Raw genomic sequence first — 26,619 nt, 5'->3', positions numbered from 1 at the left:
GAAGCCCCCGATCACGGGGGAACAACCGGGGGCTTCGCGTCTGTGGGCGGCTCCGATGCCGCACATTGAGAACGTAAGACCTGTACGGCCCAGCGGTCAAGCCGAGTTGGAGCACTCAGGCAACTTGCTCCGCAAGCCCCTTCACAAGTTCAGCACACAGCGGGCGGCCCGTCACCGTGCGTGAGGGGCTGGTTCGGTCCAGCGGCCCCAGCAGGTGCCGTGAGCACCTCGTATCCCTCTTCTCGCTGCCGTACCAGGAGGTCGGCGAACGGTCTCGAGGGATCCTCGGCGAAATGCCGGCGCTCCGCCGGAACCCACCCGTCCCAGAATTCCCGCTGCTCCTCCCCGTCCCGCGACCGTCCTCGCGCCCAGGCCTCCTCACGCGGCAGCTCCATCCACAGCAGCAGGGCCAGGTGGGAGCGCAGTGCCCGGCGTCCGCTGCCGACGCCCTCCACGAGGAGCACCGGGGCCGGCGGCAGCGGACGCGGCGGACCGAAGCGGCGGGCCCGCCAGTCGTAGGGGGCGTAGTGCGCGGTCCGGCCCCGGGACAGCGGCTGGATCACCTGCTCCAGCAGCCGGCCGGTCCAGTCGAACAGCGCGTCGTGGCTGGCGATGTCGTCGAGGCGCAGCACGGGCGCACCGTCCAGCGCCGCGGCCAATCGCCCGGCGAAGGTGCTCTTGCCGGACCCGGCGTGGCCGTCCACGCCGACGAGCCGGACCGGGCCGCAGGAGGGGGACAGGTGGCGGATCCGGGCGGCCAGGTCGCGGACGGCGGGGTCCGGTGGGGGGCGGAGGGAGGGATTCATCTCGCTCAGCACTCTAACGACGCGGTCCGGCGCGGATGCCACTGGTCGACGCCAATATTGGTGGGCGCGGCGCGCGTCGAAGTGCTGGCAGGACACGGCGTGCTGTGCTCATATGTGGCGCACGCACGGATACGACCGACCGTGCGCGGACCTGCCCCGCCCCTGCCCGACTCCGACATCCGGGGGTCCCCGTCATGCGCAGAGCCGAACCGCCGTCCCGCAGAACCGTCCTGGCCGCCGCGGTCGCCGCCGCCGTCACCGCGGGCGCGGGTCCGGCGGCCGCCGACCCCGAGGCCCCCGTGGCGACCGACACCGCAGATCCCGCCCGCGCCGTCCCGCCCCGTACGGTCGACAACCGGGCCTGGGTCTCGTACGGCGACTGGTCCGGCGGCACCGCCAAGGGCACCCGGGCCGTCGCGGGCACCCGCCCCGGCCTGGTGATCGCGAAGCCCGCCGGAACAGCCGACTACAAGGACCCGCACACCGGCACCACCGCCGCCTGGGAGTACGGCACCTGGACGTCCCCCGTCCACCGGCTCGCCGTCCCCGCGACGGAGGCGATCGTCTCCTGGAACGCGCGCACCCCGGCCGGCACCTGGATCCAGGCCGAGATCAAGGGCACCTACACCGACGGCACCAGCACCCCCTGGTACGTGATGGCCCGCTGGGCGTCCGGCGACCAGGACATCCGGCGCACCTCGGTCGACGACCAGAGCGACGGCAGGAGCACCGTCTGGACCGACACCCTGTCGATCGACGACACGGCGACCGGCCTGCGCCTCGCGTCGTACCGGCTGCGCCTGACCCTCCACCGCAAGCCCGGCAGCAAGGCGACCCCCACGGTGTGGCGGCTGGGCGTCATGGGCTCCGACGTGCCCGACCGGTTCACCGTCCCGGCGTCCGTACCCGGCCTCGCGAAGGAACTGGCCGTCCCGCGCTACTCGCAGGAGATCCACAAGGGCCGGTACCCCGAGTACGACAACGGCGGCGAGGCCTGGTGCAGCCCGACGTCCTCCCAGATGATCATCGAGTACTGGGGCGGCCGGCTCACCGACGGGCAGCTGGCCTGGGTCGATCCCTCGTACTCCGACCCGCAGGTCTGCCACGCGGCCCGTTTCACCTACGACTACCAGTACGGGGGCTGCGGCAACTGGCCGTTCAACGCCGCCTACGCGGCCACGTTCAAGGACCTGCAGGGCGTGGTCACCCGGCTCGGCTCGCTCACCGAACTGGAGACGCTGATCGCCGCGGGCATCCCGGCCATAACGTCCCAGTCGTTCCTGAAGGAGGAGCTCACGGGTGCCGGGTACGGCACCGCCGGGCACCTGATGACCGTCGTGGGCTTCACGGCCGACGGTGACGTGATCGCCAACGACCCCTTCTCGGCGAGCAACGAGGCCGTACGGCGTGTCTACCGGCGGCGCGAGTGGGAGAACATCTGGCTCCGGACCAAGCGCTACAACGCCTCCGGCAAGGTCGCCTCGGGCACGGGCGGTATCTGCTACCTGTACTTCCCGGCGCGCCCGAGCGCGGCCCAGCGCAAGGCACTGGCGGCCGTGGGCGTACGCGTGTGAGCAAGCTCTCGGCCGCAAAAGCCGCTTCCGGTGGCAAGGTGGACGGAACTCCGGGGGAGTCCGTCCGCACCACCGAATGAGCGAGAAGCCATGACCGCGCACTCAGCCATCGCCCCACGCGTCCGCACCGGCGGCCCTCAGGAAGACGGCCCGAAGCTCGTCGAGCACCTCATGGGATGGGCTCTCGTCGTGGTCGTGGCGATGCTCGTGACCCAGCTCGGGCTGCTGTGACCTGACCCACGGACCGGGAGTGGGGCCTGCCATACTGCGGAGGTCCCGCCCCGCCCGTTGAGACCAGGGTCGAATTTGAATATCAGCCCCCAGCCTGCCGCGCGTCCGAGGGCCCGCGGCACCGAGCGCTCGATGGCGCGCCGTGCCGAACTCATCGCCATCGGGCGCAGGTTGTTCGCCGACACGTCCTACGACGCCCTGTCGATGGACGACATCGCCCGGCAGGCGCACGTCGCCAAGGGGCTGATCTACTACTACTTCCAGTCCAAGCGCGGCTACTACCTGGCCATCATCCAGGACTCGGTCACCGAGCTGCTCACCCTGGCCGCGAGCGGGGTCGAACTGCCCCCGGTCGACCGGGTCCAGCGCACCATCGACAGCTACCTGCGCTACGCCGAGCACAACCAGGCCGCGTACCGCACGATCGTGAGCGGCGGAGTCGGCTTCGACACCGAGGTGCACGCCATCCGTGACGGAGTGCGCGAGGCCGTCGTGACCACCATCGCCGAGGGCGCGTACGGCCGTGCCGACGTCACCGCGCTGGCGCGGATGGGCCTGCTGGCCTGGGTGTGCAGCGTCGAGGGCGCCACGCTCGAATGGATCGACCGCCCCGAACTGCCCCGCCACACCATGAGCGAGCTGCTGGTGAAGACCCTCGGGGGCGCCCTGCGCGCGATCGAGGAGCTCGACCCCGCCCACCCGGCGCCGCAGCCGGCCCGCCGGGGCGTATGAGAAAGGGGCGGAGGGTCCGCCGCGGACCTCCGCCCCCTCGCGCCGTGCGCTACCGGATGGCCTTGATCAGCTCACCGTTCGACGTGTCGCCGCTCAGCTCCCAGAAGAACGTGCCGCCCAGGCCCTGCTGGTTCTTGTAGTTCATCTTCGTGCCGATGGTCGCCGGGGTGTCGTAACTCCACCAGTTGCTGCCGCACTTGGCGTACGCCGTGCCGGCCACCGTGCCCGTCGCGGGGCACTTGCTCCTGAGCACCTTGTAGTCCTCGATGCCCTGCTCGTAGGTGCCCGCCGCCGGGCCGGTAGCGGTGCCGCCGGGGGCCGCCTGGGTGACGCCGGTCCAGCCGCGGCCGTAGAAGCCGATGCCGAGCAGCAGCTTCGACGCGGGGATGCCGAGGCCCTTGAGCTTGGCGATGGTCGCCGAGCTGTGGTTGTCCGCCTTCGGAATGCCGGGGTACGAGGTCAGCGGCGAGTGGGGCGCCGTCGGCCCGGCCGCGTCCCAGGCGCCGAAGAAGTCGTACGTCATGGGGTTGTACCAGTCGACGTACGGGGCGGCGCCCGCGTAGTCCGCCGCGTCGATCTTGCCGCCCGGGGTGGCGTCGGCGGTGATCGCCGCGGTGACGAGGTTCCGCGAACCGAACTTGGCCCGCAGCGCCTGCATCAGATTCCGGAAGGCCGCCTTGCCGCTGGTGTCGCAGGTGGCGCCGCAGGCGTTCGGGTACTCCCAGTCGATGTCGATGCCGTCGAACACATCGGCCCACTTGGAGTTCTCGACGAGGTCGTAGCAGGACTGGGCGAAGGCGGCCGGGTTCTTCGCGGCCTCGCCGAAGCCGCCCGACCAGGTCCAGCCGCCGAAGGACCACAGGACCTTGAGGTTCGGGTGCTTCTGCTTCAGCTTGCGCAGCTGGTTGAAGTTGCCGCGCAGCGGCTGGTCCCAGGTGTCGGCCTTGCCGTCGACGGACTCGGCGGCGGTGTAGGCCCGGTCTGTGGCGGCGTAGCCGTCGCCCATGGCGCACTTGCCGCCGGTGACGTTGCCGAAGGCGTAGTTGATGTGGGTGAGCCTGGAACCCGATCCGGACGTCTCGATGTTCTTGACGTAGTACTTGCGGTCGTAGGTGCCCCATTCGGTGAAGTACCCGATGACCTTGGATCCGGCGGCCCTGGCGCGGGGAGCGGCCTTCGAACCGGCGGCGGCCTCCTGAGCCGAGGTCGCCGCGGTGGCGGAGGTGCCCGCGCCGGCCAGCAGTCCTGCGCCGAGGACGGCGCAGCAGGCCGCGGACACGATGGCCCGGAAGCGGGAACGGTGGGGGGTGTGCATCCGGTGTCTCCTCGTGGGGAGAGGGAACGCGCGCCGATTGGCATGAACGCGGTGAATCGGTGGAGCGAAACAGTAGGAGGACTAGACCAGTCGGGTCAATGGTTCGGACCAATTTCGCCGCCCCGGACGCCTGCGGCCTATTCTTGAAGTGAGCGGTCGTTAACTGGTGACGGGATGCCTCCGATCGGGCATACTCACAGCGCACAGCCGCTGGTCAGCAGCTCCCGAGACCCGGGACCGCAAGCATCGGCCAGGCACCAGAACGACCCGGCGGCGCCGCCCCCACCCATGGGCCCGTCCGCCAGTGCCCGACAGGGAGGAGAGCGTCCCCATGCCCGACCGCGCCCCGCAGCCGGTGGACCGACAACTGCCCACGGAGGAGGCCCGGGACCTGATCTCGCTCGTCCGCGACATCGCGCAGCAGGAGATCACCCCGAAGGCGGCCGAGGAGGAGGACGCCGGCCGCTTCCCGCGCGAGCTGTTCACGCTGCTCTCCCGTTCCGGACTGCTCGGCCTGCCGTACGACTCCGAGTACGGCGGTGGCGATCAGCCCTATGAGGTCTACCTGCAAGTGCTGGAGGAGCTCGCCGCGGCCCGCCTCACCGTCGGCCTCGGTGTCAGCGTCCACTCCCTGGCCTCCTACGCTCTCGCCGCGTACGGCACCAAGGAGCAGCAGGTCGAGCACCTGCCCGCGATGCTCGGCGGCGGCCTGCTCGGCGCCTACTGCCTCTCCGAGCCGCACTCCGGCTCGGACGCGGCGGCCCTGCGCACCAAGGCCGTCCGGGACGGCGACGACTGGGTGATCACCGGCACCAAGGCCTGGATCACGCACGGCGGCATCGCGGACTTCTACACGGTGATGGCCCGCACCGGCGAGGAGGGCCCCCGCGGGATCAGCGCGTTCCTGGTGCCCGGCGACGCCGAGGGGCTGAGCGCCGCGGTGCCCGAGAAGAAGATGGGCATGAAGGGTTCGCCCACCGCGCAGGTCCACTTCGACGGCGTCCGCGTCCCGGACGACCGCCGCATCGGCGAGGAGGGGCAGGGCTTCGCGATCGCCCTGTCCTCGCTCGACTCGGGGCGGCTCGGCATCTCGGCGTGCGCGATCGGCGTGGCGCAGGCCGCGCTCGACGAGGCGCTCACCTACGCGGCCGAAAGGCGCCAGTTCGGCAAGCCGATCGCCGACTTCCAGGGGCTGCGGTTCATGCTCGCCGACATGGCGACGCAGATCGAGGCGGGCCGCGCCCTCTACCTCGCGGCGGCACGGCTGAAGGACGCGGGCCGGCCGTTCGCGAGGCAGGCCGCCATGGCCAAGTTGCACTGCACCGACACGGCGATGCGGGTCACCACCGACGCCGTGCAGATCCTCGGCGGCTACGGCTACACCGCCGACTTCCCGGCCGAGCGCTACATGCGCGAGGCCAAGGTGCTGCAGATCGTCGAGGGCACCAACCAGATCCAGCGGATGGTCATCGCCCGCCATCTCGTGGGTCCAGAGGGACGCTGAACTGGTCGAGGCCCCGCCAGGGGGCCGCGAGCCGCATCCACTCCGGGTCGTGCCGGCCCGGGAGGGTGCGGCCGCCCTCGGCCCAGGTCCGCATCAAGTCGCGGTAGATCGGCGGGTCCTGATAGCGGGGCGGAGCCGGCCGAACCGATTCTGCGGGCGGCGGGACGTACAGGAGGCGCTGACGCCCGGTCGCTGAGGAGATGGGGGTCATACCAGGCCAACGCGACAGGGCCCGGACAGGTCACCGGACGACGGAATCGGGCGTTCGTTCACTGCCGCACACGGCTCCGGACACACTGAACCGCACCACGGCGATCCGCGAGCCGTGGTGCGGTTCAGCTACGGGAGTGGAGCGAACGGGTGAGGAGAGCCCGCGCTCAGGCCGCGCGGCGCATGACCGGAACCCTGATGGGGCGTGAGCCCGGGCCGCCGACGTGCGAGAAGGGCTGGGTCCGCCAGTCGAGTCCCTGAGGCAGCGTCAACAGCAGTGCGGTGTCCTGTTCCTGAGGTTCCGCGGACTCGTCCGCGGCGCGGGCGTCCGTGGCCCTGCGGCCGGTTCCGGCGCAGACCGTGAGCCCGAAGGGGTTCCACGGGGAGGCGCACAGCGCGTGCTCCGGCAGAACCTCCTCGTCCGCCAGCAGGGCGATGGGCTGCGCGCAGTCCGGGCAGACGACCCGGAACATCTCGAACGTGTCGTAGGCGTCGAGTTCGTCGTCGAAGGCGTCGGGTTCGACGCCCTCCGGCTCGGGCTCGACGACGAGCTGCTGCCGCTTGGGTGCGGTGCGACCAGGGCGCTTAAGACTCTGCATTGGGTTCTCCCCCTCGGACTGGGCCGTAACAGGCGCTGCGGCCTCGGCCACAGCAAGCACTTCCCGTCACCCCTGGGAGGTAATCACGACAACATTACGGAGACTGTTCGAGGCCTGTGGCGTTCGTCACATGCCCCGTGCAGGTGTCCACTGCGGCGCATTTGTCCCCCGGACGGCTGACAGCCGGCTTCCGGCCACATCACGAAGCGGGCATGACCTGGGCTGCTCAGGTATCCGAGGAGATCAACCGCCCTGTAGGTTCTTGCGCCATGGAGGAGCTGGACCGACAGATCGTGCAGCTGCTCGTCAAGGACGGGCGGATGAGCTACACCGACCTGGGCAAGGCCACGGGGCTGTCCACGTCGGCCGTGCATCAGCGGGTGCGGCGGCTGGAGCAGCGGGGCGTCATCCGGGGGTATGCCGCGGTCGTCGACCCGGAGGCCGTGGGGCTGCCGATGACGGCGTTCATCTCGGTGAAACCCTTCGATCCCAGCGCGCCGGACGACATCGCGGACCGGCTGGCCGGCGTCCCCGAGATCGAGGCGTGTCACAGCGTCGCGGGCGACGAGAACTACATCCTGAAGGTGCGGGTGGCGACGCCGCACGAACTGGAGGAGCTGCTGGCGCGGGTGCGGTCCCTGGCCGGGGTGTCCACGCGGACGACAGTGGTGCTGTCCACGCCGTACGAGGCGCGACCGCCGAGGATCTGAACGCCGGTTGCCGGGTGCGGGGCGCGCGGGGTTGTTCGCGCAGTTCCCCGCGCCCCTGATTCAGGCGCCGCCCCCGCCCCTGTGAGACTGTGCTCCATGAGTGAGTCCACCGCCCCGCCCAAAACCGTTCTTCTCCGCCGTGGCGAGGTCCACAGCCCCGCCGATCCCTTCGCCACCGCCATGGTCGTGGAGCGGGGGCAGGTCGCGTGGGTGGGGTCCGAGGGGGCAGCGGACGCCTTCGCCGACGGGGTGGACGAGGTGGTCGACCTCGATGGGGCCCTGGTCACCCCGGCGTTCACGGACGCGCATGTGCACACCACTGCCACGGGGCTCGCGCGCACCGGTCTCGACCTGTCCGGCGCCCCCTCCCTCGAAGCCGCCCTCGCCCTCGTACGGGAATTCGCCGCCGCGCGCCCCGGCGACCGCGTCCTGCTCGGGCACGGGTGGGACGCCGCCCGCTGGCCCGGAGGCCGGCCTCCGACGCGGGCCGAGCTCGACGAGGCCGCCGGGCACCGGCCCCTCTACCTCAGCCGGATCGACGTCCACTCGGCGGTCGTGAGCTCCGCCCTGCTCGACCTGGTGCCCGAAGTCGGCCGTGAGGACGGTCCGCTCACCGCGGACGCCCATCACGCCGTGCGGGGCGCGGCGTTCGCCGCCGTGACGCCGCGGCAGCGCGCGGAGGCGCAGCGCGCCGCCCTCGCGCACGCCGTCTCGCTCGGGATCGGCACGATCCACGAGTGCGCCGGGCCGGAGATCTCCTCCGAGGACGACTTCACCGGCCTGCTGCGCCTCGCGGGGGAGGAGCCCGGGCCGCGGGTCGTCGGCTACTGGGCCGAGCAGGACGTCGCCAAGGCGCGGGAGCTGGGCGCGGCCGGCGCCGCGGGTGATCTGTTCGTCGACGGCGCCCTCGGCTCGCACACGGCCTGTCTGCACCAGCCGTACGCCGACGCCGGGCACACCGGCATCGCCTACCTGGACGCCGCCGCGGTCGCCGCGCACGTCGTGGCGTGCACGGAGGCGGGTCTGCAGGCCGGTTTCCACGCCATCGGCGACGCCGCCGTGGACGCCGTGGTGGAGGGCGTGCGCGCCGCCGCCGAGGAGCTCGGGCTCGGCCGGATCCGGGCCGCCCGGCACCGTGTCGAGCACGCCGAGATGCTCACCCCGGAGAGTGTCGCCGCTTTCGCCGAACTCGGCCTCACCGCTTCCGTGCAGCCCGCCTTCGACGCCCTGTGGGGCGGCGAGGAGGGCATGTACGCGCAGCGGCTCGGGAAGGAGCGGGCCCGGGCCCTGAACCCCTTCGCGGCCCTGCTGCGTGCCGGTGTCCCGCTCGCGTTCGGCTCCGACAGCCCGGTCACCCCGCTCGACCCGTGGGGCACGGTCCGGGCCGCCGCCTTCCACCGCACGCCGGAGCACCGCGTCTCCGTGCGCGCCGCGTTCACGGCGCACACGCGCGGCGGCTGGCGGGCCGTCGGACGGGACGACGCGGGCGTGCTGGTCCCCGGCGCCCCCGCCGACTACGCCGTCTGGCGCACCGGCGAACTCGTCGTCCAGGCGCCGGACGACCGCGTCGCCCGCTGGTCGACGGACCCCCGCTCCGGCACCCCGGGACTGCCCGACCTCACTCCGGGCCATGACCTGCCCGTCTGTCTGCGCACCGTCGTGGGCGGACGTACGGTCTTCGTAGGGCCGGGCGAGTGATCTACGGGGGTGGCGCGCATGAAGTCGTGCGCCGCGCCCCCGGCGCGCGACCTGCGCATCCTCGGCCCTGACCAGCGCTTTGCCGCAAGATGCGCAGGTCGGACGGCTGTTGACAGGCGGCCGCAGGAGGCCGGTAGGTTCGTCCGAGTCCACCACCGGACGCCCGACCGGGGAACGTCCGAGCACTCGCCGCGGCGCCGCCGGGTCAGGGACGGTGTGCCGCACCGGGGCACCGCCACTGGGAGCCAGGCTCAGGCCGGCGCAGCGCCGAGGGAACGTTCCGGCCGGTCGGGGAGGTGTGACCCGGGTGGGGCCCGGGCGCTCAGTAGACAACGGCTCTCGGTCGATCCGCAGCCGGCGGATCCCAGGCCGGCCCGAAGGGCGCCGGGCCCCCATCCGCCGTACGCGCGCACCCGGAGGCGCGCTCTTACCCGCGTCTTGCGGATTCGACACCACGATTCGAACGTCCTGTCACGTCAGCGCAGGCCGGGCCCACTATGGTGGACCCCTGCGTATGAACATGAAGGGGCAGCAGTGAACGACGGCGACGGAACCCTCGCGGCAGAAGCCCAGGTGAGGAAGTTCGGCCCGCTCGGTACGGCCTTGGTGATCATCCCGACCTACAACGAGGCGGAGAACATCAAGAGCATCGTCGGCCGGGTACGCAAGGCCGTCCCCGAGGCGCACGTGCTCGTGGCCGACGACAACAGCCCGGACGGCACCGGCAAGCTGGCCGACGAGCTGGCGGTCGAGGACGAGCACGTCCACGTGCTGCACCGCAAGGGCAAGGAGGGCCTGGGCGCCGCCTACCTCGCGGGCTTCCACTGGGGCCTGGAGCGCGACTACGGCGTGCTGATCGAGATGGACGCCGACGGCTCCCACCAGCCCGAGGAACTGCCCCGTCTGCTCACCGCCCTCAAGAGCGCCGACCTGGTGCTGGGCTCGCGCTGGGTGCCGGGCGGCCGGGTGGTGAACTGGCCGAAGTCCCGTGAGGTGATCTCCCGTGGCGGCAGCCTCTACTCCAGGCTGGCGCTCGACCTGCCGCTGCGCGACGTCACCGGCGGCTACCGCGCCTTCCGCCGCGAGACCCTGGAGGGTCTCGGCCTCGACGAGGTCGCCTCACAGGGGTACTGCTTCCAGGTCGACCTCGCCCGCCGCGCGGTCCGGGCCGGCTACCAGGTGGTCGAGGTGCCCATCACCTTCGTCGAGCGCGAGCTCGGCGACTCCAAGATGAGCCGCGACATCCTCGTCGAGGCGCTGTGGCGCGTCACGGCCTGGGGCGTGGGGGAGCGGTTCGGCAAGGTCACGGGGCGCGGCGGCAAACCCTCCCAGCCGTAACCGCGCGCTCCGTCCGGGGCAGCCGCTCACAGAAACAGCTGATGGCGGCCTTATCCCGTGCTGAGCCGGGGCCAGGCACACTGGGGACATGACGACTGGCGCTCAGACCCCGCTGCCCCCTGCCCGGCCCAAGCGCTCCCGGCTGCGTACGTTCCTGCCGCTGGGGGTCGCCGCGTGGTTCGTGCTGGAGATCTGGCTGCTCACGCTGGTCGCGGGGGCGACGAGCGGGCTGGTGGTCTTCCTCGTGCTGCTGGCGGGTCTCGTCCTCGGCTCGGTCGTCATCAAGCGGGCCGGCCGGCGGGCCTTCCGCAAGCTCTCCGAGGCGCTGCAACAGCAGCAGAGCGGTGTGATGCCCGACGCGGCCCGACCGGGCAGCGAGGGCAACGGCCTGATGATGCTGGGCGGCCTGCTCCTGATGATCCCCGGCCTGGTGTCGGACGCGGTGGGCCTGCTCCTGCTGCTGCCGCCGGTCCAGAAGATCGTGAGCCGCTCGGCGGAGCGCACCTTCGAGCGCAAGCTCAGGGAGGCCCGCCCGGGCACCCTGGGCGGTGCCTTCCAGCAGGCCCGGATGCACCAGCCCGACGGCAAGGTCGTCCAGGGCGAGGTCATCAGGGACGAGCCCCGGGACGCCCAGCAGCCGCCCCGCCCGCCGCTGACGAACTGAGCCGAGCCCGGGCACGCGCCCGGGCAGCGGACACGCACAAGACCGCGGGCGCCGTACATCTCGTACGGCGCCCGCGGTCTTGTGCTGCGCTTTACTTCGGCCAGGCCCCTGGAGGGCTATGCCGACTTGCGGCTGTCGCGGGGATGAACAGCGATGTTCATCGCACCGGAACGCAGAACCGCCAGGCGCTCCTCGAGGACCTCTTCGAGTTCCTCGCGGGTGCGCCGCTCCATCAGCATGTCCCAATGCGTACGCGCGGGCTTGCCCTTCTTCTCTTCAGGGACATCGCCGTCCACGAGGAGTGCCTGGGCCCCACAGACCTTGCACTCCCACTCCGGCGGGATCTCCGCCTCGACCGAGAAGGGCATCTCGAAGCGGTGCCCCTTCTCGCATGCGTACTCCACGGCCTGGCGCGGGGCCAGGTCGATGCCGCGGTCCGTCTCGTAGCTGGTCACCACGAGGCGCGTGCCGCGAAGAGCTCGCTCACTCATGAATCGTGCCTCCCGGGCTTGTCGCCCACAGGACAGGTGTCGCTGTCGTCGTCATCCGGTCAACGTCCGGTCGGCGGTAAAGATTCCCGTTCCGAGTCCCGTTCCGGGTCATGCGTCGCCGTCGTAGCCGCCCTTGTTGTACCCACCAGCGCCCGGTTTGTCACATCTGATAGCAGATATAACCCAGCGTTTCGGCATCTTTGACGCGCAGTAACGGTCCGCCTGGCAGGCCAAACGCGTACACTACAGCCCTTTCGCTCCGAGTGCTAAATCCTGTCGGGAACCGGATTCCCCGCTTCGCCGATCGCACGCCGCACCGGGACCCGGGCGAGCAGGGCGAACCCGAGGACGAAGAAGGCCACCAGCGAGATGATCGCGTCCCGGTAGCTCCCGGTCAGCTGGTAGGTGATCCCGAACAGCAGTGGCCCGAGCCAGCTCATCCCGCGGTCGCTCATCTCGTACGCCGAGAAGTATTCGGCCTCCTTGCCCGGCGGGATCAGATGGGAGAACAGCGAGCGGGACAGCGCCTGGCTGCCGCCCAGGACCAGGCCGATCCCGGCGGCCAGGACGAAGAACCACACCGGCGCCCCGGCCGGCAGGAAGTACCCGGCCGCCAGCGTCACCGTCCAGGCGACCAGCGAGCCGAGGATCGTGCGCTTGGCCCCGTACACCCGGGCCAGCCGGCCCATGGCCAGCGCGCCGGCCACCGCCAGCACTTGCACCAGCAGAACGGCGCCGATGAGGGTGGACTGCCCGAGGCCGAGTTCCTCGGAACCGTAGACCGAGGCCTGGGAGATCACCGTCTGGATGCCGTCGTTGTAGACGAGGTAGGCGAGCAGGAAGGCCAGCGTCAGCGGGTGGCGGCGCATGTCGCGGACGGTCGCCGCGAGCTGCTTGAAACCCGGCAGGGCCGCCTCCCGCCCGGTCGTCCTGCGGTCGCGCAGCCGCCGCAGCGGGATGAGGGCGAACGCACCCCACCACAGACCGGCCGAGGCCAGGCAGATGCGGACCGCCGTGCTCTCGGAGAGCCCGAAGCCGTCGTGTCCCGTGTAGAGGATCAGGTTGGCGACGAGGACCAGGGAACCCGCCGCGTATCCGAAGGCCCAGCCGCGGGAGGAGACGGCGTCCCGCTGCTCGGGCGGGGCGATCTGCGGCAGGTAGGAGTTGTACAGCATCATCGCCACGGACTGCGCGGCGTTCGCGACGATCAGCAATGCCCCGCCCAGCAGGTAGCGGTCGCCGTCCAGGAAGAACATGGCCGCCGTGGCCGTGGCGCCGGTGTAGGCGGCCGCCGCGAGAAGGGGCTTCTTGCGGCCGGTGCGGTCGGCCGCTGCGCCCACCAACGGCATCACCAGCACGGCCACGATCACCGACAGGGACACCGAGTAGGCGAAGAAGGAACCGGCCCGCACCGGGATGCCGAGGGGGTGGACATACCCCTCGGCGTCCGCGGCCGACTTGGCGACCGAGGTCAGATAGGGGCCGAGGAACACGGTCAGCACGCTCGTCGAGTAGACGGAGCAAGCCCAGTCGTAGAAGTACCAGCCGCGCTGCTCGCGCCTCAGCTCCGCTGCTCCGTCGGCCGGCGGTGTCCGCACGGTGTCGTTGCCCACCCGTGCCCTCGCTTCCCCGTGAGCGCGCGGAGGGGACGGGCCCGGGGCCTCAGACCCAGACGCCGCGGTCCTCCATGACCTTGCGCAACGTGTCGATGTGATCGGTCATGATGCCATCCACGCCCAGGTCGAGAAGCCGGTGCATGCTCTCGGCGTCGTTCACGGTCCACACGTGCACCTGGAGGCCGCGTGCGTGGGCGGCGTGCAGGAAGCGCCGGTCCACGACCTGGATCCCGGACTGGATCTCCGGGACCTGGGCGGCCACCGCCGAACGGCGCACCGCTGCGGGCAGTCCCCAGGAGCGCAGCCGCAGCCCCAGCACGCCCCGCGTTCCGTACGACGTGGCCAGGCGGGGGCCGGCCAGCCGCTGGGCGCGCACCACCCGCGCCTCGGAGAACGAGCCGAGGCAGATCCGGTCCCAGGAGTTTGTCCGCCCGACCAGGTCGAGGAAGGGCTGCAGGGCGGCCTCCGCCTTGACGTCCACGTTCCAGCGCACGCCGGGGAAGGTCTCCAGCAGCTCCTCGAAGAGGGGCAGCGGTTCCTCGCCCGCCACCCGCGCCTGCCGTACCTCCTGCCACGGCAGGTCGGCGATGCGGCCCGCGCCGTCCGTCACCCGGTCCAGGGTCGCGTCGTGGAAGGCGACGAGCTTGCCGTCCCGGGTGGTGTGCACGTCCGTCTCGATGTACCGGTAGCCGGCCTCGACGGCACACCGGAACTGCCGCACGGTGTTCTCCAGGCCGTCCGCCGCCCCGCCCCGGTGGGCGAAGGCGATCGGGCCGGGATGGTCGAGGTAGGGATGGCGTATCCGCGGGGTCACGGACGCAGTATCGCCCCTCGGGGTTGACCGGTGGCAACGGCCGTGCTGACGCCGGATGCCGCGGGGACGGCGAACACGCGCAGGAACGCCTGGGCGAGGGGGCCGATCACCAGGGCGTACAGGAGTGTGCCGATCCCGACGGTGCCGCCCAGCGCGAAGCCGGTCGCCACCACCGTGAGCTCGATGCCCGTGCGCACCAGGCGGATCGAGACGCCCGTGAGCTGGTGCAGTCCGGTCATGAGGCCGTCGCGCGGGCCCGGCCCGAAGCGGGCCGCGATGTACAGGCCGGTCGCCGCGCCGTTCAGGACGATCCCCGCCAGCATCAGCGTGACGCGTGGCGCCATGCCGTGCGCGTCGGGCACCAGGGCCAGCGTCGCGTCCATGGCCATGCCGATGACCAGCACGTTGGAGATCGTCCCCAGGCCGGGCCGCTGACGCAGCGGGATCCAGGCGAGCAGCACCGCGGCGCCCACGAGGGTCAGGACGACACCGATCGACAGGCCCGTCCGCTCGGACAGCCCTTGGTGCAGCACGTTCCACGGCTCCAGGCCGAGCCCCGACCGGACGAGCAGTGCCGAACTCGCGCCGTACAGCGCGAGACCGGCGTAGAGCTGGACGAGTCGCCGCGTGAGCCGATCCCGCGTGAACATCATGCGCCCCCCTGTGTGGCGGTAGTGGACTGCTGCATGACACCCTGTGGCTTGGATGGAGAGGCCATCCATGGCCAATCCGGGGAAGGTGGACTGATTTCGATGGCAGAGTGGACCTCGGCCGTGGGTGCGGCGCAGCTCGCCCGGCTCCTCAGCTCCCAGCAGGACCGCCCGGCGGGCCCCGGCACACGCCGGCCGCCGGCCTACCGCGCGCTCGCCGACGGCATCCGCCTGCTGGTGCTCGAAGGGCGCGTCCCGGTGGCCGCCCGGCTGCCCGCCGAACGAGAACTCGCCCTCTCCCTGTCCGTCAGCCGCACGACGGTCGCCGCCGCGTACGAGGCGCTGCGCGGCGAGGGCTTCCTGGAGTCCCGGCGCGGCGCCGGCAGCTGGACCGCCGTCCCGGCCGGGAACCCGCTGCCCGCCCGCGGTCTCGAGCCCCTGCCGCCGGAGGCCCTCGGCTCCCTGATCGACCTCGGCTGCGCCGCCCTCCCCGCTCCCGAGCCCTGGCTCACCCGGGCCGTCCAGGGCGCGCTGGAGGAACTGCCCCCGTACGCGCACACACACGGCGACTACCCCGCCGGGCTGCCCGCGCTGCGGGCGATGATCGCCGAGCGGTACACCGCGCGCGGGATCCCGACCATGTCCGAGCAGATCATGGTGACCACCGGCGCGATGGGCGCGATCGACGCCATCTGCCATCTGTTCGCCGGGCGGGGTGAGCGCATCGCCGTCGAGTCGCCCTCGTACGCCAATATCCTCCAGCTGATGCGGGAGGCCGGGGCGCGGCTGGTGCCCGTCGCCATGGCCGAGGGGCTCACCGGGTGGGACATGGACCGCTGGCGGCAGGTCCTGCGGGACGCCGCGCCCCGCATCGCGTACGTCGTCGCCGACTTCCACAACCCGACCGGGGCGCTCGCCGACGAGGACCAGCGGCGGCGGCTGGTGGACGCGGCGCGGTCCGCGGGGACCGTGCTGATCGCGGACGAGACGATGAGCGAGCTGTGGCTCGACGCCGAGGTGCGGATGCCGCGGCCGGTGTGCGCGTTCGATCCCGCCGGGTCGACGGTGATCACGGTGGGGTCGGCGAGCAAGGCGTTCTGGGCCGGGATGCGGATCGGGTGGGTGCGGGCCGCGCCGGACGTCATCCGCAGCCTGGTCGCCGCCCGGGCGTACGCCGATCTCGGTACGCCGGTGCTGGAGCAGCTGGCGGTGAACTGGCTCTTCGGGACCGGGGGCTGGGAGCAGGCCGTGGAGGTACGGCGGGAGCAGGCGCGGTCGAACCGGGACGAACTGGTGGCCGCGGTGCGGCGGGAGCTGCCCGGGTGGGAGTTCGAAGTGCCTCAGGGCGGATTGACGCTGTGGGTGCGCACGGGCGGTCTGTCCGGGTCGCGGCTCGCCGAGGCGGGGGAGCGCGTGGGAGTGCGGGTGCCGTCCGGGCCGCGGTTCGGGGTGGACGGGGCGTTCGAGGGGTACGTGCGGTTGCCGTTCACCGTGGGCGGCGCGGTGGCCGAGGAGGCCGCCGCGCGGCTGGCCGCCGCGGCGGCGCTGGTGGAGAGCGGTGCGGTGGGCAATGCGGAGGCGCCGCGTACGTTCGTGGCCTAGCGCCGGGAGCCTTCGTGCCGCCGGGGGTTGTGCACCCCCGGCGGCACGAAGGCGTGGCTAGGTCTCCTTGGTCAGGACCGGCATCGCGGCCGGAGCTGCTTCCGGCTCTGGCTCCGGTGATTCCGGGGTCACCGGTGCCGCCTCCGCTTCCTCCGCCGCCGGAACTGCCGGCTCCGGCACGTCTTCGGGCTGGTCCTGCTCCGGGATCGTCTCCCCGTCCGCCGGGGTCGTGCGCGGCGGCAGAAGGCTGAGGACCGCCTCGCAGAGGGCGTCGGGGGTCGCGTCGTCGTAGGGGTTCGGGGTGGCCGGTACCTGGAGGCGGTTGACCGGCCCCGTGCCGAGGCGGGCGTAGCCGCGGCCGGGCGGAACCTCGTCGATCGGGGTGGTGTGCGGGGGCGCGCCCAGGACCGACTCCAGCTGCTCCGCCGTCGCGGGGCCCAGGACCACACGGGCGCGGGTGTGCTGGCGTACCGGCTCGATCAGGGCGTCCATGCTGTCCAGCTGGTCGGCCACGACCACCGTCACGTTCGCCGGGCGGCCGTGCCGGAGAGGGACCTGGAGGAGGGACTGCGGATCCTTGCGGCCCGCCGCCGCGGCCAGATGGGTGAAGGCCGTGGGGCGGTCGAGGAGGATCCACAGCGGGCGCTTGGTGTCGTCCGGCGGTGGGTCGCCGGCCTGGTGGGCCCGGTTGGCGGCGATGAGGCGCCGCTCCGTCTCGGTCGCGGCCCACTCCAGGCTGGCCGTGACCCCGGCGAGCCCCGCCTCGACCGCCAGGACGCCGTCCCGGCCGGTCAGGCAGGCGTACTCGCCGGTGCCGCCGCCGTCCACGATCACCACGTCGCCGTGGAGCAGGGCTTGCAGGGCGATGGACCGCAACAGGGTGGAAGTGCCGCTGCCCGGCTGGCCGAGAGCCAGCAGGTGCGGCTCGGTGGAGCGCAGGCCCGTGCGCCAGATGACCGGCGGTACGTCCCGCTGCTGTTCCCCTTGGGTGAGGGGGAGGGTGCGCTGGACCCGGGTGGGGTCGGTGAAGCCGAGGACCGTCTCGCCGGGGGTGGTGACGAAACGCTGGGCGGCGATGTCGACGGGCAGTGGCATGAGTACGCCCACCGTCAACTGGTTGCCCTCCTCGTCCCACGTGAAGTGGTATTCGCGGCCCCGGCCCGACTTGGCCGCGAGGAGGTGCTCGATCCGGGCGCGGGCCTCGGCCTCGCCGTCGGTGAAGTACGCCGGGTAGCGGACCACCAGCTGCGAGATCCGGCCGCCGCCGTCGAAGGCGTAGGCGGGGAAGGCCTTGTCCCAGGCGCCGCCGTGGGAGTACAGCGGCTCGGGGTCCTCGGCGGCCGAGAAGTACGGCACCAGCGCCTCGTACAGCGACTTCAGCCGCTGGGTCTGCGACTCGTCGGGCCCGTCGGACGCCGCGGGGGAGCGTTCCCGGCCCTGCCAGGCCGCCGCCGCCATCAGGGTGATGGCGGCGAGTAGCGGTCCGTACGGCACCAGGGCCACGACCAGGATCACGGAGGCCGCCAGGAACAGCAGCGCCCCCCGTCGCTCCTTGGGGGTCTCGGTCCATCTGCGCCGTCCGGCCGCTGCCAGCCGGCGCAGACCCCGCACGATCGTGATCAGCGGGTGGAGGACGTCGGTGGCGCTGTCGGCGGCCGTCCGGGCCAGCTCCCGGCTCCGGGCGAGCTGCGCGCTGCCGTTGCTCAGAATGCGGGGGAGGGGGCGCCGGGCCACTACTGCCTCCAGTAAGTGCGTACGGGCGGGATGCGTACGGGGAGCGGGTGCGTCAGAACTTGATGCCGCCGAGGAGGCTCGCCAGGCTCTCGCCGCCCGCCTTGATGCTCGGGGCGATGGCCGTACTCGCCAGATAGAAGCCGAACAACATGGCGACCACGGCATGCGACGCCTTCAGCCCGTCCTTGCGGAAGAAGATGAAGACGACGATGCCGAGCAGGACCACACCTGAGATGGAGAGGATCATTTGAGTTCTCCTGGTTCGCGGGGACAGTCACCATGAGTACTTCCAGGCTCACAGGATGTATCCATACGATAAAAGGTGCAACTGGGTGAAATTCGGATGATTTCCCCCGAGTGGCGGAGTGGTCCCGGGTCCGGTGGAGCCGGGCTGCTGCGCTTGTCCGGGTCTGTGCTGATCTTTACCTCGGGCACATCGGGTCATGTGCCGCACGAGCCAGTACCCTGGCGATTCACTCGTACGGCTGCGCCCCTCGCAGGCGTACGCACCCGAGACGATGTGCAGTGGAGAGGCGGTCCGGCCGATGACCGAAGTCCCCGACCCCGAGGTCGTGGAGCTGGCGACCAAGATCTTCGATCTGGCCCGGCGGGGACAGACCGAGGCGCTCGTGGCGTACGTCGACGCGGGTGTTCCGGCCAACCTCACCAACGACCGCGGCGACTCGCTCGTGATGCTCGCCGCTTACCACGGCCACTCCGACGCGGTGCGCGCGCTCCTGGAGCGCGGCGCCGAGGCCGACCGGGTGAACGACCGAGGCCAGACCCCGCTCGCCGGAGCGGTCTTCAAGGGCGAGGCGGACGTCATCAAGGCCCTCCTGGAGGGCGGCGCCGACCCGTCCGCAGGTACGCCGTCGGCCGTCGACACCGCGCGGATGTTCGGCCGGACGCAGTTGCTCGAACTGTTCGGCGAGCACTGAACCGACAGGTCTGACCAGCAAAAACACAGAAAACGGGGGAGGCGGTACAGGGCCGCCGAAATTTCGGTCGCGGCAGACGAGAGTGCCGAGTCATCATGACGACGTGGTTCACGGACGTGATGGTTGGGCAGGTGTTGCCGCACCGCGCGGGCCGTGACGCGGTCCGCAAGGGCCACCGACGAGAGGCAGAGGAAGATGGTCTACAGCAAGCAGGAAACGGCGGGCACTCCGACGTGTTGTCGCGCGGCCAGGTAGTACACGTCCCCGGTTGCGTCGACGCTTGATGTGAGGCTGTTTCCCATGTTCGATCCGGTCATAGCGCCCAGCGGTACGCTGCTCGGCCTGCTCCAGCGGGGCCGCGGCGACGGTACGCTGCACGCGCTCACCGCCCCGCGCCCCGAGGCGCTGGCGGCGCTGAACCACTGTGTGCTGCGCGATCCCCGCCACGACTGGCAGGTGGAGAACCGCTCCCTCTACTACGCCCGCCTCTACCTCGACCTGAACGGCGAGCTGGACGAGGTCGAGGCCCATCTCTTCTGCGCCGAGGACGTCCTCGACACCGACGAGTCCCGCACCGGGCTCGCCCTCGCCGTCCTCGGGCACCTCGCCTCCTACGGCAGGCGGGACGCGCTGGAACTGCTGCGCAGGTACGCCGCCCACGGCTCCAACTGGGCCTGGGCCCTCGACGAACTCGCCCTCAGGGACGACGACGCGGGCCTGCGCGCCCTCGCCGCACCCGTCCTCGCCCGGTTCCCCGCCGATCCGGAGGGCGACGCCGAGCTGGCCGCCACCGTCCGGGACGCCTTCGAGCCCCGGCCGTGGCGCCTGTGGGCCGAGGATCCGCGCGAATCCGTCGCCACACGCGTGCGTGCCGCCCACGAGACGGGCTCCTTCGACCGCTGGCAGCGGCAGATGCGGCCGTCCGGCCCCCGGCCGGGCTGGAGCGTGCAGGCCGTCTTCGAGTGGGCCCAGCAGGGCATCGACCGAGGTGCCGCCCTCCATGTGCCGGCCGCCCGCTGCCTCACCGCCGTGGCGGGCCCCGAGGACCGGGCCGAGATCGTCCGGGCGGCGAAGGACGGCGGCGACGGAGCCCGGTGCACGGCCCTCAGGTACCTCGCCGACGGCAACGATCCCGAGGCCCTCGATCTGATCGAGGGCGCCGTCGCCACCGGCTCGACGCTCGTCGTGGACGCGGCCGTCGACGCCTTCGAACGGATGCGCTCACTGGCCGCCGTGGACCGCGCGCGCGGCTGGGCCCGGCGGCCCGACGCGCTGGGCGCCGCCGCCGGACGCGTACTGGCCTGCCGGGGCGGGGTGCAGGACCGCGACCTGGTCCTCGCCGCGCTACGGGAGGCCGTGCGGGGCGAAGGCCCCGACGCGCCGACTCTGTGGACCCTCGTGGACGGCACCGGACGGCTCGGCATCGCCTGCGCCGCACCCGTGCTGCGCCACGTCTACCGCGAGACCGCCTCCTCCCATCTGCGCGGCCGGGCCGCCCGGGCCCTCGCCGCCACCGACCCCTCCTTCGCCACCGGCTTCGCCGTCGAGTGCCTGTGGGACTGCGAGGAGACCACCCGGGAGATCGCCGCCCGGCACGCCGAGACCGGGGACACCCGCGTCGTCGAGCGACTGCGCCGGCTCGCCGCCGACCCGGCCGAGGAGGACGAGGTGCAGACGGCCGTACGCAGCCGGATCGGTCCCGAGGAGACCGCTGTGTGACCCCCTCTCCGACGGGATGCCGGGGCGGAATCGCGCCGGTGGGGTGAACATCGGGTGACTCGCGGGTCAGGAGGGCATGGACGCCGCCTGACCTGCGCGGGTGCACCTCAGAACGCTCATAGGACGTTCCTCGGCCGGAAAGATCCACGTTGACGCGGCCACGTCCGGCACGGCGACAACGTCGGTATGCGAGTCGTCATCGTGACCGAATCCTTTCCCCCCGATGTGAACGGCGTGGCACACTGCGCGCTCCAGACCGCCCGGCACCTCGTCGACCGCGGTCACGCCCCCGTCGTCGTCGCCCCGGCCCCTGCGCCCGGCAACAAGCCCGACGCCTCCGCGCCGTGCCCCGTCGTCCACGTCCCCTCCCTCCCGCTCCCCGGCTACCCCCAGGTCCGCGTCGCCCTCCCCAGCCGCCGCCTGGCCGCCACCCTCGTCGAGCACCGTCCCGACGTCGTCCACCTCGCCAGCCCCTTCGTCCTCGGCGTGCGCGGCATGGCCGCCGCCGCGCGCCTCGGTATCCCCGCCGTCGCCGTCTACCAGACCGACCTGGCCGGCTACGCCCGTACCTACATGGGCGCCGGCGAGGCCGCCGCCTGGCGGCGCATCCGCTCCGTGCACGGCGCCTGCGACCTCACCCTCGCCCCGTCCAGCGCGGCCCTGCACGACCTGAAGACCCACGGTGTGCCGCGCGTCGAGCTGTGGCCGCGCGGCGTGGACACCGAGCGCTTCCGGCCCGGCCGGCGCGACGAGGCCCTGCGGCGGGAACTCGCCCCGAACGGTGAGCTGATCGTCGGCTATGTGGGCCGGCTCGCCCCCGAGAAGCAGGTCGAACTCCTCTCCGGTGTCTGCGGACTGGAGGGCGTCCGGGTCGTGATCGTCGGCGACGGCCCCAGCCGGCCCGGCCTGGAACAGGCGCTGCCCGGTGCCGTCTTCCTCGGCCGGCGCACCGGTGACGACCTCGCCCGGATCTTCGCCTCGTTCGACGTCTTCGCCCACACGGGCCCGTTCGAGACGTTCTGCCAGACGATCCAGGAGGCCATGGCCGGCGGACTGCCGGTGATCGCGCCCGCCGCGGGCGGACCGCTGGACCTGGTCGCCCACGGGCGCACCGGGCTGCTGGTGCCGCCGCGCGACGCGAACGCCGTCCGTGACGCGGTGCGGTCCCTGGCCGCCGACGCCGGCCTGCGGGCCGCCTACGGCGCCGCCGGGCGGGCCACGGTCGAGGGCCGCACCTGGGCGGCCGTCGGCGACCAGCTGATCGGGCACTACGCGAAGGTGCTCGCCGGGCGCCGGACGGCGGTGGCGGCATGAGCGACTCCCGTTCCGGCGAAAGCCCCGAGTCGCTGCGGATCGTCCGGCTCGCCAACTTCGTCGCCCCCTCATCCGGCGGACTGCGCACCGCGCTGCGCGAACTCGGCAAGGGCTTCAAGGCGGCGGGCCACGAACCCGTCCTCGTGATCCCCGGCGAGCGCATGAGCGACCGCGATACCGAGCAGGGGCGGGTGATCACCCTCCCCGGGCCGCTGCTGCCCGGCACCGGCGGCTACCGCGTCCTCGCCGGCAAGCGGCGGGTGGCCCGGCTCCTGGAGGAGCTCGGGCCGGACCGGCTGGAGGTGTCCGACCGGACGACCCTGCGGTGGACCGGCAAGTGGGCGCGCCGCGCCCGGATCCCGGCCGTGATGGTCTCCCACGAGACGGCCGACGGGGTGCTGCGCACCTGGGGTGTGCCCGAGGGGGCCGCCCGGCGTGCCGCCGACGCCCTCAACGTCCGCACGGCCCACACCTACGCGCGCGTGGTGTGCACCACCGAGTTCGCCGAGCGGGAGTTCGTGCGGATCGGGGCCCGCAACGTCGTCCGGGCCCCGCTCGGCGTCGATCTGGTGCAGCGTCACCCGGCGCTGCGCGACCCGGAGCTACGGGCGCGGCACGCGCGCGTGAACGAGACGCTGCTCGTCATGTGCTCGCGGCTGTCCGTGGAGAAGCGGCCCGGCACGGCACTGGACGCGCTGGAGGCGCTGCTGCGGCGCGGCCGCCGGGCCGTACTGGTGGTGGCCGGGGACGGTCCGCTGCGCGCCCGGCTCGAACAGCGGGCGCGCGAGAGCGGCCTGCCGGTCACCTTCCTCGGGCACGTCTCCGACCGCGGGCTGCTGGGCGCGCTCCAGGCGTCCGCCGATGTGGCACTCGCCCCGGGTCCCGCCGAGACCTTCGGGCTCGCCGCGCTGGAGGCCATGGCCTGCGGCACGCCTGTGGTCGCGAGCGCCTCGTCGGCGCTGTCGGAGGTGATCGGCGCCGCCGGTGCCGTCGCGGCGGACCACGGGGAGGCGTTCGCGGACGCCGTGGACCTGCTGCGGGAACGCCGGGAGGCGGACCGGCGCGAGGCGGCACGCGCGCGTGCGGAGTGCTTCGGGTGGAACGCGGCGGTCGACGCGTTCCTCGCCGCGCACGACGCGCCTGTCCCCGTGCGGCCGGTCCGGCCGTTCGTGCCCGGGGGCGTGGCATGAGACCCCCGCGGTGCGAGGGGCCTGGGCTGCTCGACGGAGCCCCGCGGGCCGAGAGGCCCGGGTCCTTCGACGGGCCCCCACGGTTCGTGGCCCTCGGGGACTCGCTCACCGAGGGCGTGGGGGATCCCGCCGGGAACGGCGCGTGGCGCGGCTGGGCGGCGCTGCTCGCGGACGGGCTCTGCGAGGAGCCGGCCGGGTTCACCAACCTCGCGGTGAGCGGGTCGCAGACCCGGGACGTGCTGGAGCGGCAGCTGCCCGCCGCCCTGGACCTGCGGCCCGACCTCGTGTCCGTCGTCGTCGGCGTCAACGACACCCTGCGCTGCACGTTCGACATCCGGGCCGTGGCCGCACGGCTCGACCAGGTGTACGCGGCCTGCACGGAGCACGGCGCCGTCCTGCTCACCGCGTGCCTGCCCGACCCGGGCAGGATGCTCGGCCTGCCGGCCCCCCTCGCCGACCCACTCGCCCGGCGGCAACGGGCCGTGAACACGGTGGTGCACGCCCTGTCCGAGCGGTACCGGGCGCTGCACCTGCACGCGTGCGAGGGCGACTGGATCACCGACCGTGCCCTGTGGAGCGCGGACCGGCTCCACCCCGGGGAACGCGGTCACCGGCAACTCGCCCTGCGCTTCCACGCGCTGCTCGCGGAGCACGGCCTCGCGACGGGGCCCGCGCCCTCGCCCGACCCCGAGTTCCCCGTCCCGGCGAAGGCGGCGAGCCTGTGGTGGCTGGCCACGGCCGGCACCGGCTGGGTGGCCCGCCGGTGCACCGACCTGCTTCCCCAGCTTTTGACCCTGGCCGCCGACGAGCTCCGGCACCGCGCCCGCGGCACGAGCGCCCGGCTCGACCTGCGGGCCTCGGCCGCGGTGTCCGCCGCCCTGGCCGGCCTGTCGGTGGCGGAGCGGGCGGACGCGGCCTAGCGGCGCCGTACGGCCACGAAGCGGACCGGCGTGCCGGGGACCGCCTGCGCGGCGGCCGGGAGGTCGGCGGCGCGGACCACGGCGATCACCGGGTAGCCCCCGGTGGTCGGGTGGTCGGCGAGGAACACCACCGGCCTGCCGTCCGGCGGGACCTGCACGGCGCCCAGCACCATGCCCTCGCTGGGGAGTTCGCCCGGCCGGGCCCGGTCCAGGGCGGGTCCTTCCGTGCGCAGTCCGATGCGGTTGCTCGCCGAGGACACCCGGTAGGGCCGGGAGACGAAGGCCCGTACGGCCTCCGGCGTGAACCAGCCGTCGCGCGGGCCGAGCGTCACCCGCAGCACCAGCTCGGCCGGCGGCGCCGGCTGCGGGGCGACGTCCACGCGCGCGTGCACGCCGGACGGCCGCCCCAGCGGCAGCACCGTGCCGTCCGCGAGCGGGGGCGGGCCCAGCCCCGACAGCAGATCCGTCGACCGGCTGCCGAGCACCGGGTCGACCGCGATGCCCCCGGAGACCCCCACGTAGGCGCGTACGCCCGACACAGCGGGACCGACGTCCAGCAGCGCCCCGGCAGGCACGCGCACCGGCGCGCCCCAGGCGACGGGCCGCCCGTCCACCGTGACCCGGCAGGGCGCCCCCGCGACCGCCACGGTCACGGTGGAACGGGGGCGTACGGCACAGCCGTCGAGGGTCGTCTCCAGCACGGCCGTCTCCGGCGGATTGCCGACGAGCCGGTTGACGAGGCCGGCGGCGGGCCGGTCCAGCGCCCCGGAGCGGGGGACGCCGAGATGGGCGTGCCCGGGGCGGCCCGCGTCCTGCACGGTGGTGAGGGCCCCGGCCCGGACGACGGCGAGGGCGCGGTCCGTCATGACCCCGCCCCGGGGACGAACCGCACCGGCGTGCCCGGCGACAGCAGCGCGGCCGGCACGCGCGCGTGGTCCCACAGCACGGCGTCCGTCGTGCCGATCAGCTGCCAGCCGCCCGGCGACGAGCGCGGGTACACGCCCGTGTACGGGCCCGCCAGGGCGACCGACCCGGCCGGGACGGACGTACGCGGAGTGGCCCGGCGTGGGACGTCGTAGCGCGACGGCAGCCCGGTGAGGTAGCCGAAGCCGGGTGCGAAGCCGCAGAAGGCCACCCGGAACTCGGTGGCGCCGTGGATGCGGGCGACCTCCGGCACCGGCACGCCCCAGTGCGCGGCGACCTCGGCCAGGTCCGGGCCGTCGTAGCGGACCGGGATCTCCACGACCTCCCGCGCGCGTGGGGGAGCGGCCGGCAGGTCGGCGGCGGTCAGTTCGGCGGCCAGCCGGGCGGGGGCGTCGAGGCCGTCGAGGAGGACCGTGCGGGCCGCGGGCACGATCTCGCGGACCGAGAGCGATCCCTCCGCGCGGCGCCGCAGCAGCTCCGCGTGCAGGGCCTGGGCCTCGTCGCCCGAGGAGACCTCGACGAGCAGGGCGTCCTCGCCGACGGGCAGGACCTTCATGCGAAGGCCTCCACCCGGACCCCCGACGCCTCCAGCCGCTCCCGCACCCGGCGCGCCAGCTCCACCGCGCCCGGCGTGTCGCCGTGCAGGCACAGGGAACGCGCGTGCACCTCGATGCGCGTGCCCGAGCGGGAGACGACCTCTCCGGAACGGGCCAGGCCCAGGGAGCGCTCCACGACGGCGTCCGGGTCGGTCACCACGGCGCCCTCCAGCGTGCGCGGCACCAGGGTGCCCGTATCGGTGTACGCCCGGTCCGCGAACGCCTCGGTGACGACCGGCAGTCCGGCCTTCCCGGCCAGCTCCAGCAGGCGCGAGCCGGGCAGCCCGAGCACGGGCAGCGCGGCGTCCGCGAGGAGCACGCCGTCGACGACCGCGGCGGCCTGCTCCTCGTCGTGCACGACCCGGTTGTAGAGCGCGCCGTGCGGTTTGACGTAGGCCACGCGGGCGCCCGCCGCGCGCGCGAAGACCTCCAACGCCCCGATCTGGTAGGCGACTTCCGCCGCCAGCTCGGCGGACGGCACGTCCATCGCGCGCCGCCCGAACCCGGCCAGGTCCCGGTAGGACACCTGGGCGCCGATCCGGACCCCGCGCTCGGCCGCCAGCTCGCACACCCGGCGCATGGTGACCGGGTCCCCGGCGTGGAAGCCGCAGGCCACGTTGGCGCTGGTGACGACGGACAGCAGTCGTTCGTCGTCGGTGAGCCGCCAGCGGCCGAAGCCCTCGCCGAGGTCGGCGTTCAGGTCGATCGAGGTCATGTGCCGTGTCTCCTG

Annotated in this window: 27 protein-coding genes; 14 read left to right on the top strand and 13 right to left on the bottom strand. The window is 73.0% G+C overall.

The window, feature by feature from the left end:
* Positions 1–149: 149 nt before the first annotated feature.
* Entirely contained in the window at positions 150–806 is a 657-nt protein-coding gene (locus HNR57_RS20620) for a uridine kinase family protein (protein ID WP_184561505.1), read from the bottom strand.
* Positions 807–1,000: 194 nt separating this feature from the next.
* On the opposite strand from HNR57_RS20620, the gene HNR57_RS20615 reads away from it, so the two are divergent.
* The 3 genes from HNR57_RS20615 to HNR57_RS20605 all read left to right on the top strand — a co-directional run bounded on the left by HNR57_RS20615 (position 1,001) and on the right by HNR57_RS20605 (position 3,343).
* Positions 1,001–2,380 (top strand): C39 family peptidase, encoded by a 1,380-nt coding sequence (locus HNR57_RS20615; RefSeq protein WP_184561504.1) that lies wholly within the window; start codon positions 1,001–1,003, stop codon positions 2,378–2,380.
* Positions 2,381–2,470: 90 nt separating this feature from the next.
* Positions 2,471–2,611, top strand: coding sequence for an SCO1431 family membrane protein (locus HNR57_RS20610; protein ID WP_184561503.1), 141 nt, complete (start codon positions 2,471–2,473; stop codon positions 2,609–2,611).
* Positions 2,612–2,686: 75 nt separating this feature from the next.
* On the top strand, positions 2,687–3,343 hold the full coding sequence (locus HNR57_RS20605; RefSeq protein WP_184561502.1) for a TetR/AcrR family transcriptional regulator: 657 nt from the start codon (positions 2,687–2,689) through the stop codon (positions 3,341–3,343).
* A gap of 49 nt (positions 3,344–3,392) precedes the next feature.
* On the opposite strand, the gene HNR57_RS20600 is transcribed toward HNR57_RS20605, so the two are convergent.
* On the bottom strand, positions 3,393–4,658 hold the full coding sequence (locus HNR57_RS20600) for a glycoside hydrolase family 18 protein (RefSeq protein WP_184561501.1): 1,266 nt from the start codon (positions 4,656–4,658) through the stop codon (positions 3,393–3,395).
* Positions 4,659–4,989: 331 nt separating this feature from the next.
* Between HNR57_RS20600 and HNR57_RS20595 the strand changes: the two genes are divergently transcribed.
* Positions 4,990–6,162 carry an acyl-CoA dehydrogenase gene (locus tag HNR57_RS20595; protein ID WP_184561500.1) on the top strand — a complete coding sequence of 391 codons (1,173 nt, stop codon included), beginning with the start codon at positions 4,990–4,992 and terminating at the stop codon, positions 6,160–6,162.
* Here the strand turns inward: HNR57_RS20595 and HNR57_RS40880 are convergent.
* Positions 6,125–6,373, bottom strand: a complete 249-nt coding sequence (locus HNR57_RS40880) for a hypothetical protein (RefSeq protein ID WP_078615159.1) — start codon at positions 6,371–6,373, stop codon at positions 6,125–6,127. The genes HNR57_RS20595 and HNR57_RS40880 overlap by 38 nt on opposite strands.
* A gap of 166 nt (positions 6,374–6,539) precedes the next feature.
* The gene (locus tag HNR57_RS20590; protein ID WP_107458369.1) at positions 6,540–6,971 is read right to left on the bottom strand and encodes a hypothetical protein; all 432 of its coding nucleotides are present in this window, start codon (positions 6,969–6,971) and stop codon (positions 6,540–6,542) included.
* 269 nt (positions 6,972–7,240) lie between these two features.
* On the opposite strand from HNR57_RS20590, the gene HNR57_RS20585 reads away from it, so the two are divergent.
* From HNR57_RS20585 to fxsA, 4 genes are all read left to right on the top strand, one after another.
* Positions 7,241–7,681: an Lrp/AsnC family transcriptional regulator gene (locus tag HNR57_RS20585; protein WP_006136660.1), complete on the top strand. Its 441-nt coding sequence runs from the start codon at positions 7,241–7,243 to the stop codon at positions 7,679–7,681.
* Positions 7,682–7,777: 96 nt separating this feature from the next.
* Entirely contained in the window at positions 7,778–9,379 is a 1,602-nt protein-coding gene (locus tag HNR57_RS20580; RefSeq protein WP_184561499.1) for an amidohydrolase, read from the top strand.
* 534 nt (positions 9,380–9,913) lie between these two features.
* Positions 9,914–10,717, top strand: coding sequence for a polyprenol monophosphomannose synthase (locus HNR57_RS20575; RefSeq protein ID WP_184561498.1), 804 nt, complete (start codon positions 9,914–9,916; stop codon positions 10,715–10,717).
* Positions 10,718–10,805: 88 nt separating this feature from the next.
* Positions 10,806–11,381, top strand: coding sequence for an FxsA family membrane protein (fxsA, locus tag HNR57_RS20570; RefSeq protein ID WP_184561497.1), 576 nt, complete (start codon positions 10,806–10,808; stop codon positions 11,379–11,381).
* 116 nt (positions 11,382–11,497) lie between these two features.
* On the opposite strand, the gene HNR57_RS20565 is transcribed toward fxsA, so the two are convergent.
* The 4 genes from HNR57_RS20565 to yczE all read right to left on the bottom strand — a co-directional run bounded on the left by HNR57_RS20565 (position 11,498) and on the right by yczE (position 14,952).
* A complete protein-coding gene (locus tag HNR57_RS20565) occupies positions 11,498–11,872 on the bottom strand; it encodes an RNA polymerase-binding protein RbpA (protein WP_030247095.1) in 375 nt (124 codons plus the stop codon).
* A gap of 266 nt (positions 11,873–12,138) precedes the next feature.
* Positions 12,139–13,485 carry an MFS transporter gene (locus HNR57_RS20560; protein WP_184561496.1) on the bottom strand — a complete coding sequence of 449 codons (1,347 nt, stop codon included), beginning with the start codon at positions 13,483–13,485 and terminating at the stop codon, positions 12,139–12,141.
* 49 nt (positions 13,486–13,534) lie between these two features.
* A complete protein-coding gene (locus tag HNR57_RS20555) occupies positions 13,535–14,302 on the bottom strand; it encodes a glycerophosphodiester phosphodiesterase family protein (protein WP_184561495.1) in 768 nt (255 codons plus the stop codon).
* Positions 14,299–14,952 (bottom strand): membrane protein YczE, encoded by a 654-nt coding sequence (gene yczE, locus HNR57_RS20550; protein WP_184562185.1) that lies wholly within the window; start codon positions 14,950–14,952, stop codon positions 14,299–14,301. The genes HNR57_RS20555 and yczE overlap by 4 nt, the downstream gene beginning before the upstream one ends.
* Positions 14,953–15,054: 102 nt before the next feature.
* Between yczE and HNR57_RS20545 the strand changes: the two genes are divergently transcribed.
* Positions 15,055–16,554, top strand: coding sequence for an SCO1417 family PLP biosynthesis transcription factor (locus HNR57_RS20545; protein ID WP_184561494.1), 1,500 nt, complete (start codon positions 15,055–15,057; stop codon positions 16,552–16,554).
* Positions 16,555–16,611: 57 nt separating this feature from the next.
* On the opposite strand, the gene HNR57_RS20540 is transcribed toward HNR57_RS20545, so the two are convergent.
* Complete coding sequence (locus HNR57_RS20540; protein WP_184561493.1) at positions 16,612–18,288, bottom strand: P-loop NTPase family protein; 1,677 nt, start codon at positions 18,286–18,288, stop codon at positions 16,612–16,614.
* Between the two features lie 52 nt (positions 18,289–18,340).
* Positions 18,341–18,535 (bottom strand): hypothetical protein, encoded by a 195-nt coding sequence (locus HNR57_RS20535; protein ID WP_030843336.1) that lies wholly within the window; start codon positions 18,533–18,535, stop codon positions 18,341–18,343.
* 298 nt (positions 18,536–18,833) lie between these two features.
* Here HNR57_RS20535 and HNR57_RS20530 point away from each other — a divergent pair, with 298 nt between their 5' ends.
* The 5 genes from HNR57_RS20530 (at position 18,834) to HNR57_RS20510 (ending at position 24,369) form a co-directional block, all read left to right on the top strand.
* Positions 18,834–19,226: an ankyrin repeat domain-containing protein gene (locus HNR57_RS20530; protein WP_184561492.1), complete on the top strand. Its 393-nt coding sequence runs from the start codon at positions 18,834–18,836 to the stop codon at positions 19,224–19,226.
* 300 nt (positions 19,227–19,526) lie between these two features.
* Positions 19,527–20,945 (top strand): HEAT repeat domain-containing protein, encoded by a 1,419-nt coding sequence (locus HNR57_RS20525; RefSeq protein ID WP_184561491.1) that lies wholly within the window; start codon positions 19,527–19,529, stop codon positions 20,943–20,945.
* Positions 20,946–21,131: 186 nt separating this feature from the next.
* Positions 21,132–22,259 (top strand): glycosyltransferase family 4 protein, encoded by a 1,128-nt coding sequence (locus tag HNR57_RS20520; protein WP_184561490.1) that lies wholly within the window; start codon positions 21,132–21,134, stop codon positions 22,257–22,259.
* Positions 22,256–23,449, top strand: a complete 1,194-nt coding sequence (locus tag HNR57_RS20515) for a glycosyltransferase (RefSeq protein ID WP_184561489.1) — start codon at positions 22,256–22,258, stop codon at positions 23,447–23,449. The genes HNR57_RS20520 and HNR57_RS20515 overlap by 4 nt, the downstream gene beginning before the upstream one ends.
* An 86-nt stretch (positions 23,450–23,535) precedes the next feature.
* Positions 23,536–24,369: an SGNH/GDSL hydrolase family protein gene (locus HNR57_RS20510; RefSeq protein ID WP_313674404.1), complete on the top strand. Its 834-nt coding sequence runs from the start codon at positions 23,536–23,538 to the stop codon at positions 24,367–24,369.
* On the opposite strand, the gene HNR57_RS20505 is transcribed toward HNR57_RS20510, so the two are convergent.
* Genes HNR57_RS20505 through HNR57_RS20495 form a run of 3 tightly spaced genes read right to left on the bottom strand, consistent with a single transcriptional unit; the run spans position 24,366 to position 26,604 of the window.
* Positions 24,366–25,235 (bottom strand): 5-oxoprolinase subunit C family protein, encoded by an 870-nt coding sequence (locus tag HNR57_RS20505; protein ID WP_184561487.1) that lies wholly within the window; start codon positions 25,233–25,235, stop codon positions 24,366–24,368. The genes HNR57_RS20510 and HNR57_RS20505 overlap by 4 nt on opposite strands.
* Positions 25,232–25,849 (bottom strand): 5-oxoprolinase subunit B family protein, encoded by a 618-nt coding sequence (locus HNR57_RS20500; RefSeq protein WP_184561486.1) that lies wholly within the window; start codon positions 25,847–25,849, stop codon positions 25,232–25,234. The genes HNR57_RS20505 and HNR57_RS20500 overlap by 4 nt, the downstream gene beginning before the upstream one ends.
* A complete protein-coding gene (locus HNR57_RS20495; RefSeq protein WP_184561485.1) occupies positions 25,846–26,604 on the bottom strand; it encodes a LamB/YcsF family protein in 759 nt (252 codons plus the stop codon). The genes HNR57_RS20500 and HNR57_RS20495 overlap by 4 nt, the downstream gene beginning before the upstream one ends.
* Positions 26,605–26,619 lie beyond the last annotated feature (15 nt).

Source organism: Streptomyces paradoxus (assembly GCF_014202475.1).
Lineage (GTDB): Bacteria > Actinomycetota > Actinomycetes > Streptomycetales > Streptomycetaceae > Streptomyces > Streptomyces paradoxus.
The sequence above is the reverse complement of the archived record's forward strand: the minus strand, read 5'-3'. Positions and strand labels throughout refer to the sequence as shown.

Coding starts and splice junctions, on each gene's coding strand:
- HNR57_RS20535 (WP_030843336.1), bottom strand. CDS start 18,535: ATGATCCTCTCCATCTCAGGTGTGGTCCTGCTCGGCATCGTCGTCTTC.
- yczE (WP_184562185.1), bottom strand. CDS start 14,952: ATGTTCACGCGGGATCGGCTCACGCGGCGACTCGTCCAGCTCTACGCC.
- HNR57_RS20565 (WP_030247095.1), bottom strand. CDS start 11,872: ATGAGTGAGCGAGCTCTTCGCGGCACGCGCCTCGTGGTGACCAGCTAC.
- HNR57_RS20615 (WP_184561504.1), top strand. CDS start 1,001: ATGCGCAGAGCCGAACCGCCGTCCCGCAGAACCGTCCTGGCCGCCGCG.
- HNR57_RS20585 (WP_006136660.1), top strand. CDS start 7,241: ATGGAGGAGCTGGACCGACAGATCGTGCAGCTGCTCGTCAAGGACGGG.
- HNR57_RS20530 (WP_184561492.1), top strand. CDS start 18,834: ATGACCGAAGTCCCCGACCCCGAGGTCGTGGAGCTGGCGACCAAGATC.
- fxsA (WP_184561497.1), top strand. CDS start 10,806: ATGACGACTGGCGCTCAGACCCCGCTGCCCCCTGCCCGGCCCAAGCGC.
- HNR57_RS20495 (WP_184561485.1), bottom strand. CDS start 26,604: ATGACCTCGATCGACCTGAACGCCGACCTCGGCGAGGGCTTCGGCCGC.
- HNR57_RS20520 (WP_184561490.1), top strand. CDS start 21,132: ATGCGAGTCGTCATCGTGACCGAATCCTTTCCCCCCGATGTGAACGGC.
- HNR57_RS20610 (WP_184561503.1), top strand. CDS start 2,471: ATGACCGCGCACTCAGCCATCGCCCCACGCGTCCGCACCGGCGGCCCT.
- HNR57_RS20580 (WP_184561499.1), top strand. CDS start 7,778: ATGAGTGAGTCCACCGCCCCGCCCAAAACCGTTCTTCTCCGCCGTGGC.
- HNR57_RS20600 (WP_184561501.1), bottom strand. CDS start 4,658: ATGCACACCCCCCACCGTTCCCGCTTCCGGGCCATCGTGTCCGCGGCC.
- HNR57_RS20515 (WP_184561489.1), top strand. CDS start 22,256: ATGAGCGACTCCCGTTCCGGCGAAAGCCCCGAGTCGCTGCGGATCGTC.
- HNR57_RS20545 (WP_184561494.1), top strand. CDS start 15,055: ATGGCAGAGTGGACCTCGGCCGTGGGTGCGGCGCAGCTCGCCCGGCTC.
- HNR57_RS20500 (WP_184561486.1), bottom strand. CDS start 25,849: ATGAAGGTCCTGCCCGTCGGCGAGGACGCCCTGCTCGTCGAGGTCTCC.
- HNR57_RS20505 (WP_184561487.1), bottom strand. CDS start 25,235: ATGACGGACCGCGCCCTCGCCGTCGTCCGGGCCGGGGCCCTCACCACC.
- HNR57_RS20590 (WP_107458369.1), bottom strand. CDS start 6,971: ATGCAGAGTCTTAAGCGCCCTGGTCGCACCGCACCCAAGCGGCAGCAG.
- HNR57_RS20595 (WP_184561500.1), top strand. CDS start 4,990: ATGCCCGACCGCGCCCCGCAGCCGGTGGACCGACAACTGCCCACGGAG.
- HNR57_RS20525 (WP_184561491.1), top strand. CDS start 19,527: ATGTTCGATCCGGTCATAGCGCCCAGCGGTACGCTGCTCGGCCTGCTC.
- HNR57_RS40880 (WP_078615159.1), bottom strand. CDS start 6,373: ATGACCCCCATCTCCTCAGCGACCGGGCGTCAGCGCCTCCTGTACGTC.
- HNR57_RS20620 (WP_184561505.1), bottom strand. CDS start 806: ATGAATCCCTCCCTCCGCCCCCCACCGGACCCCGCCGTCCGCGACCTG.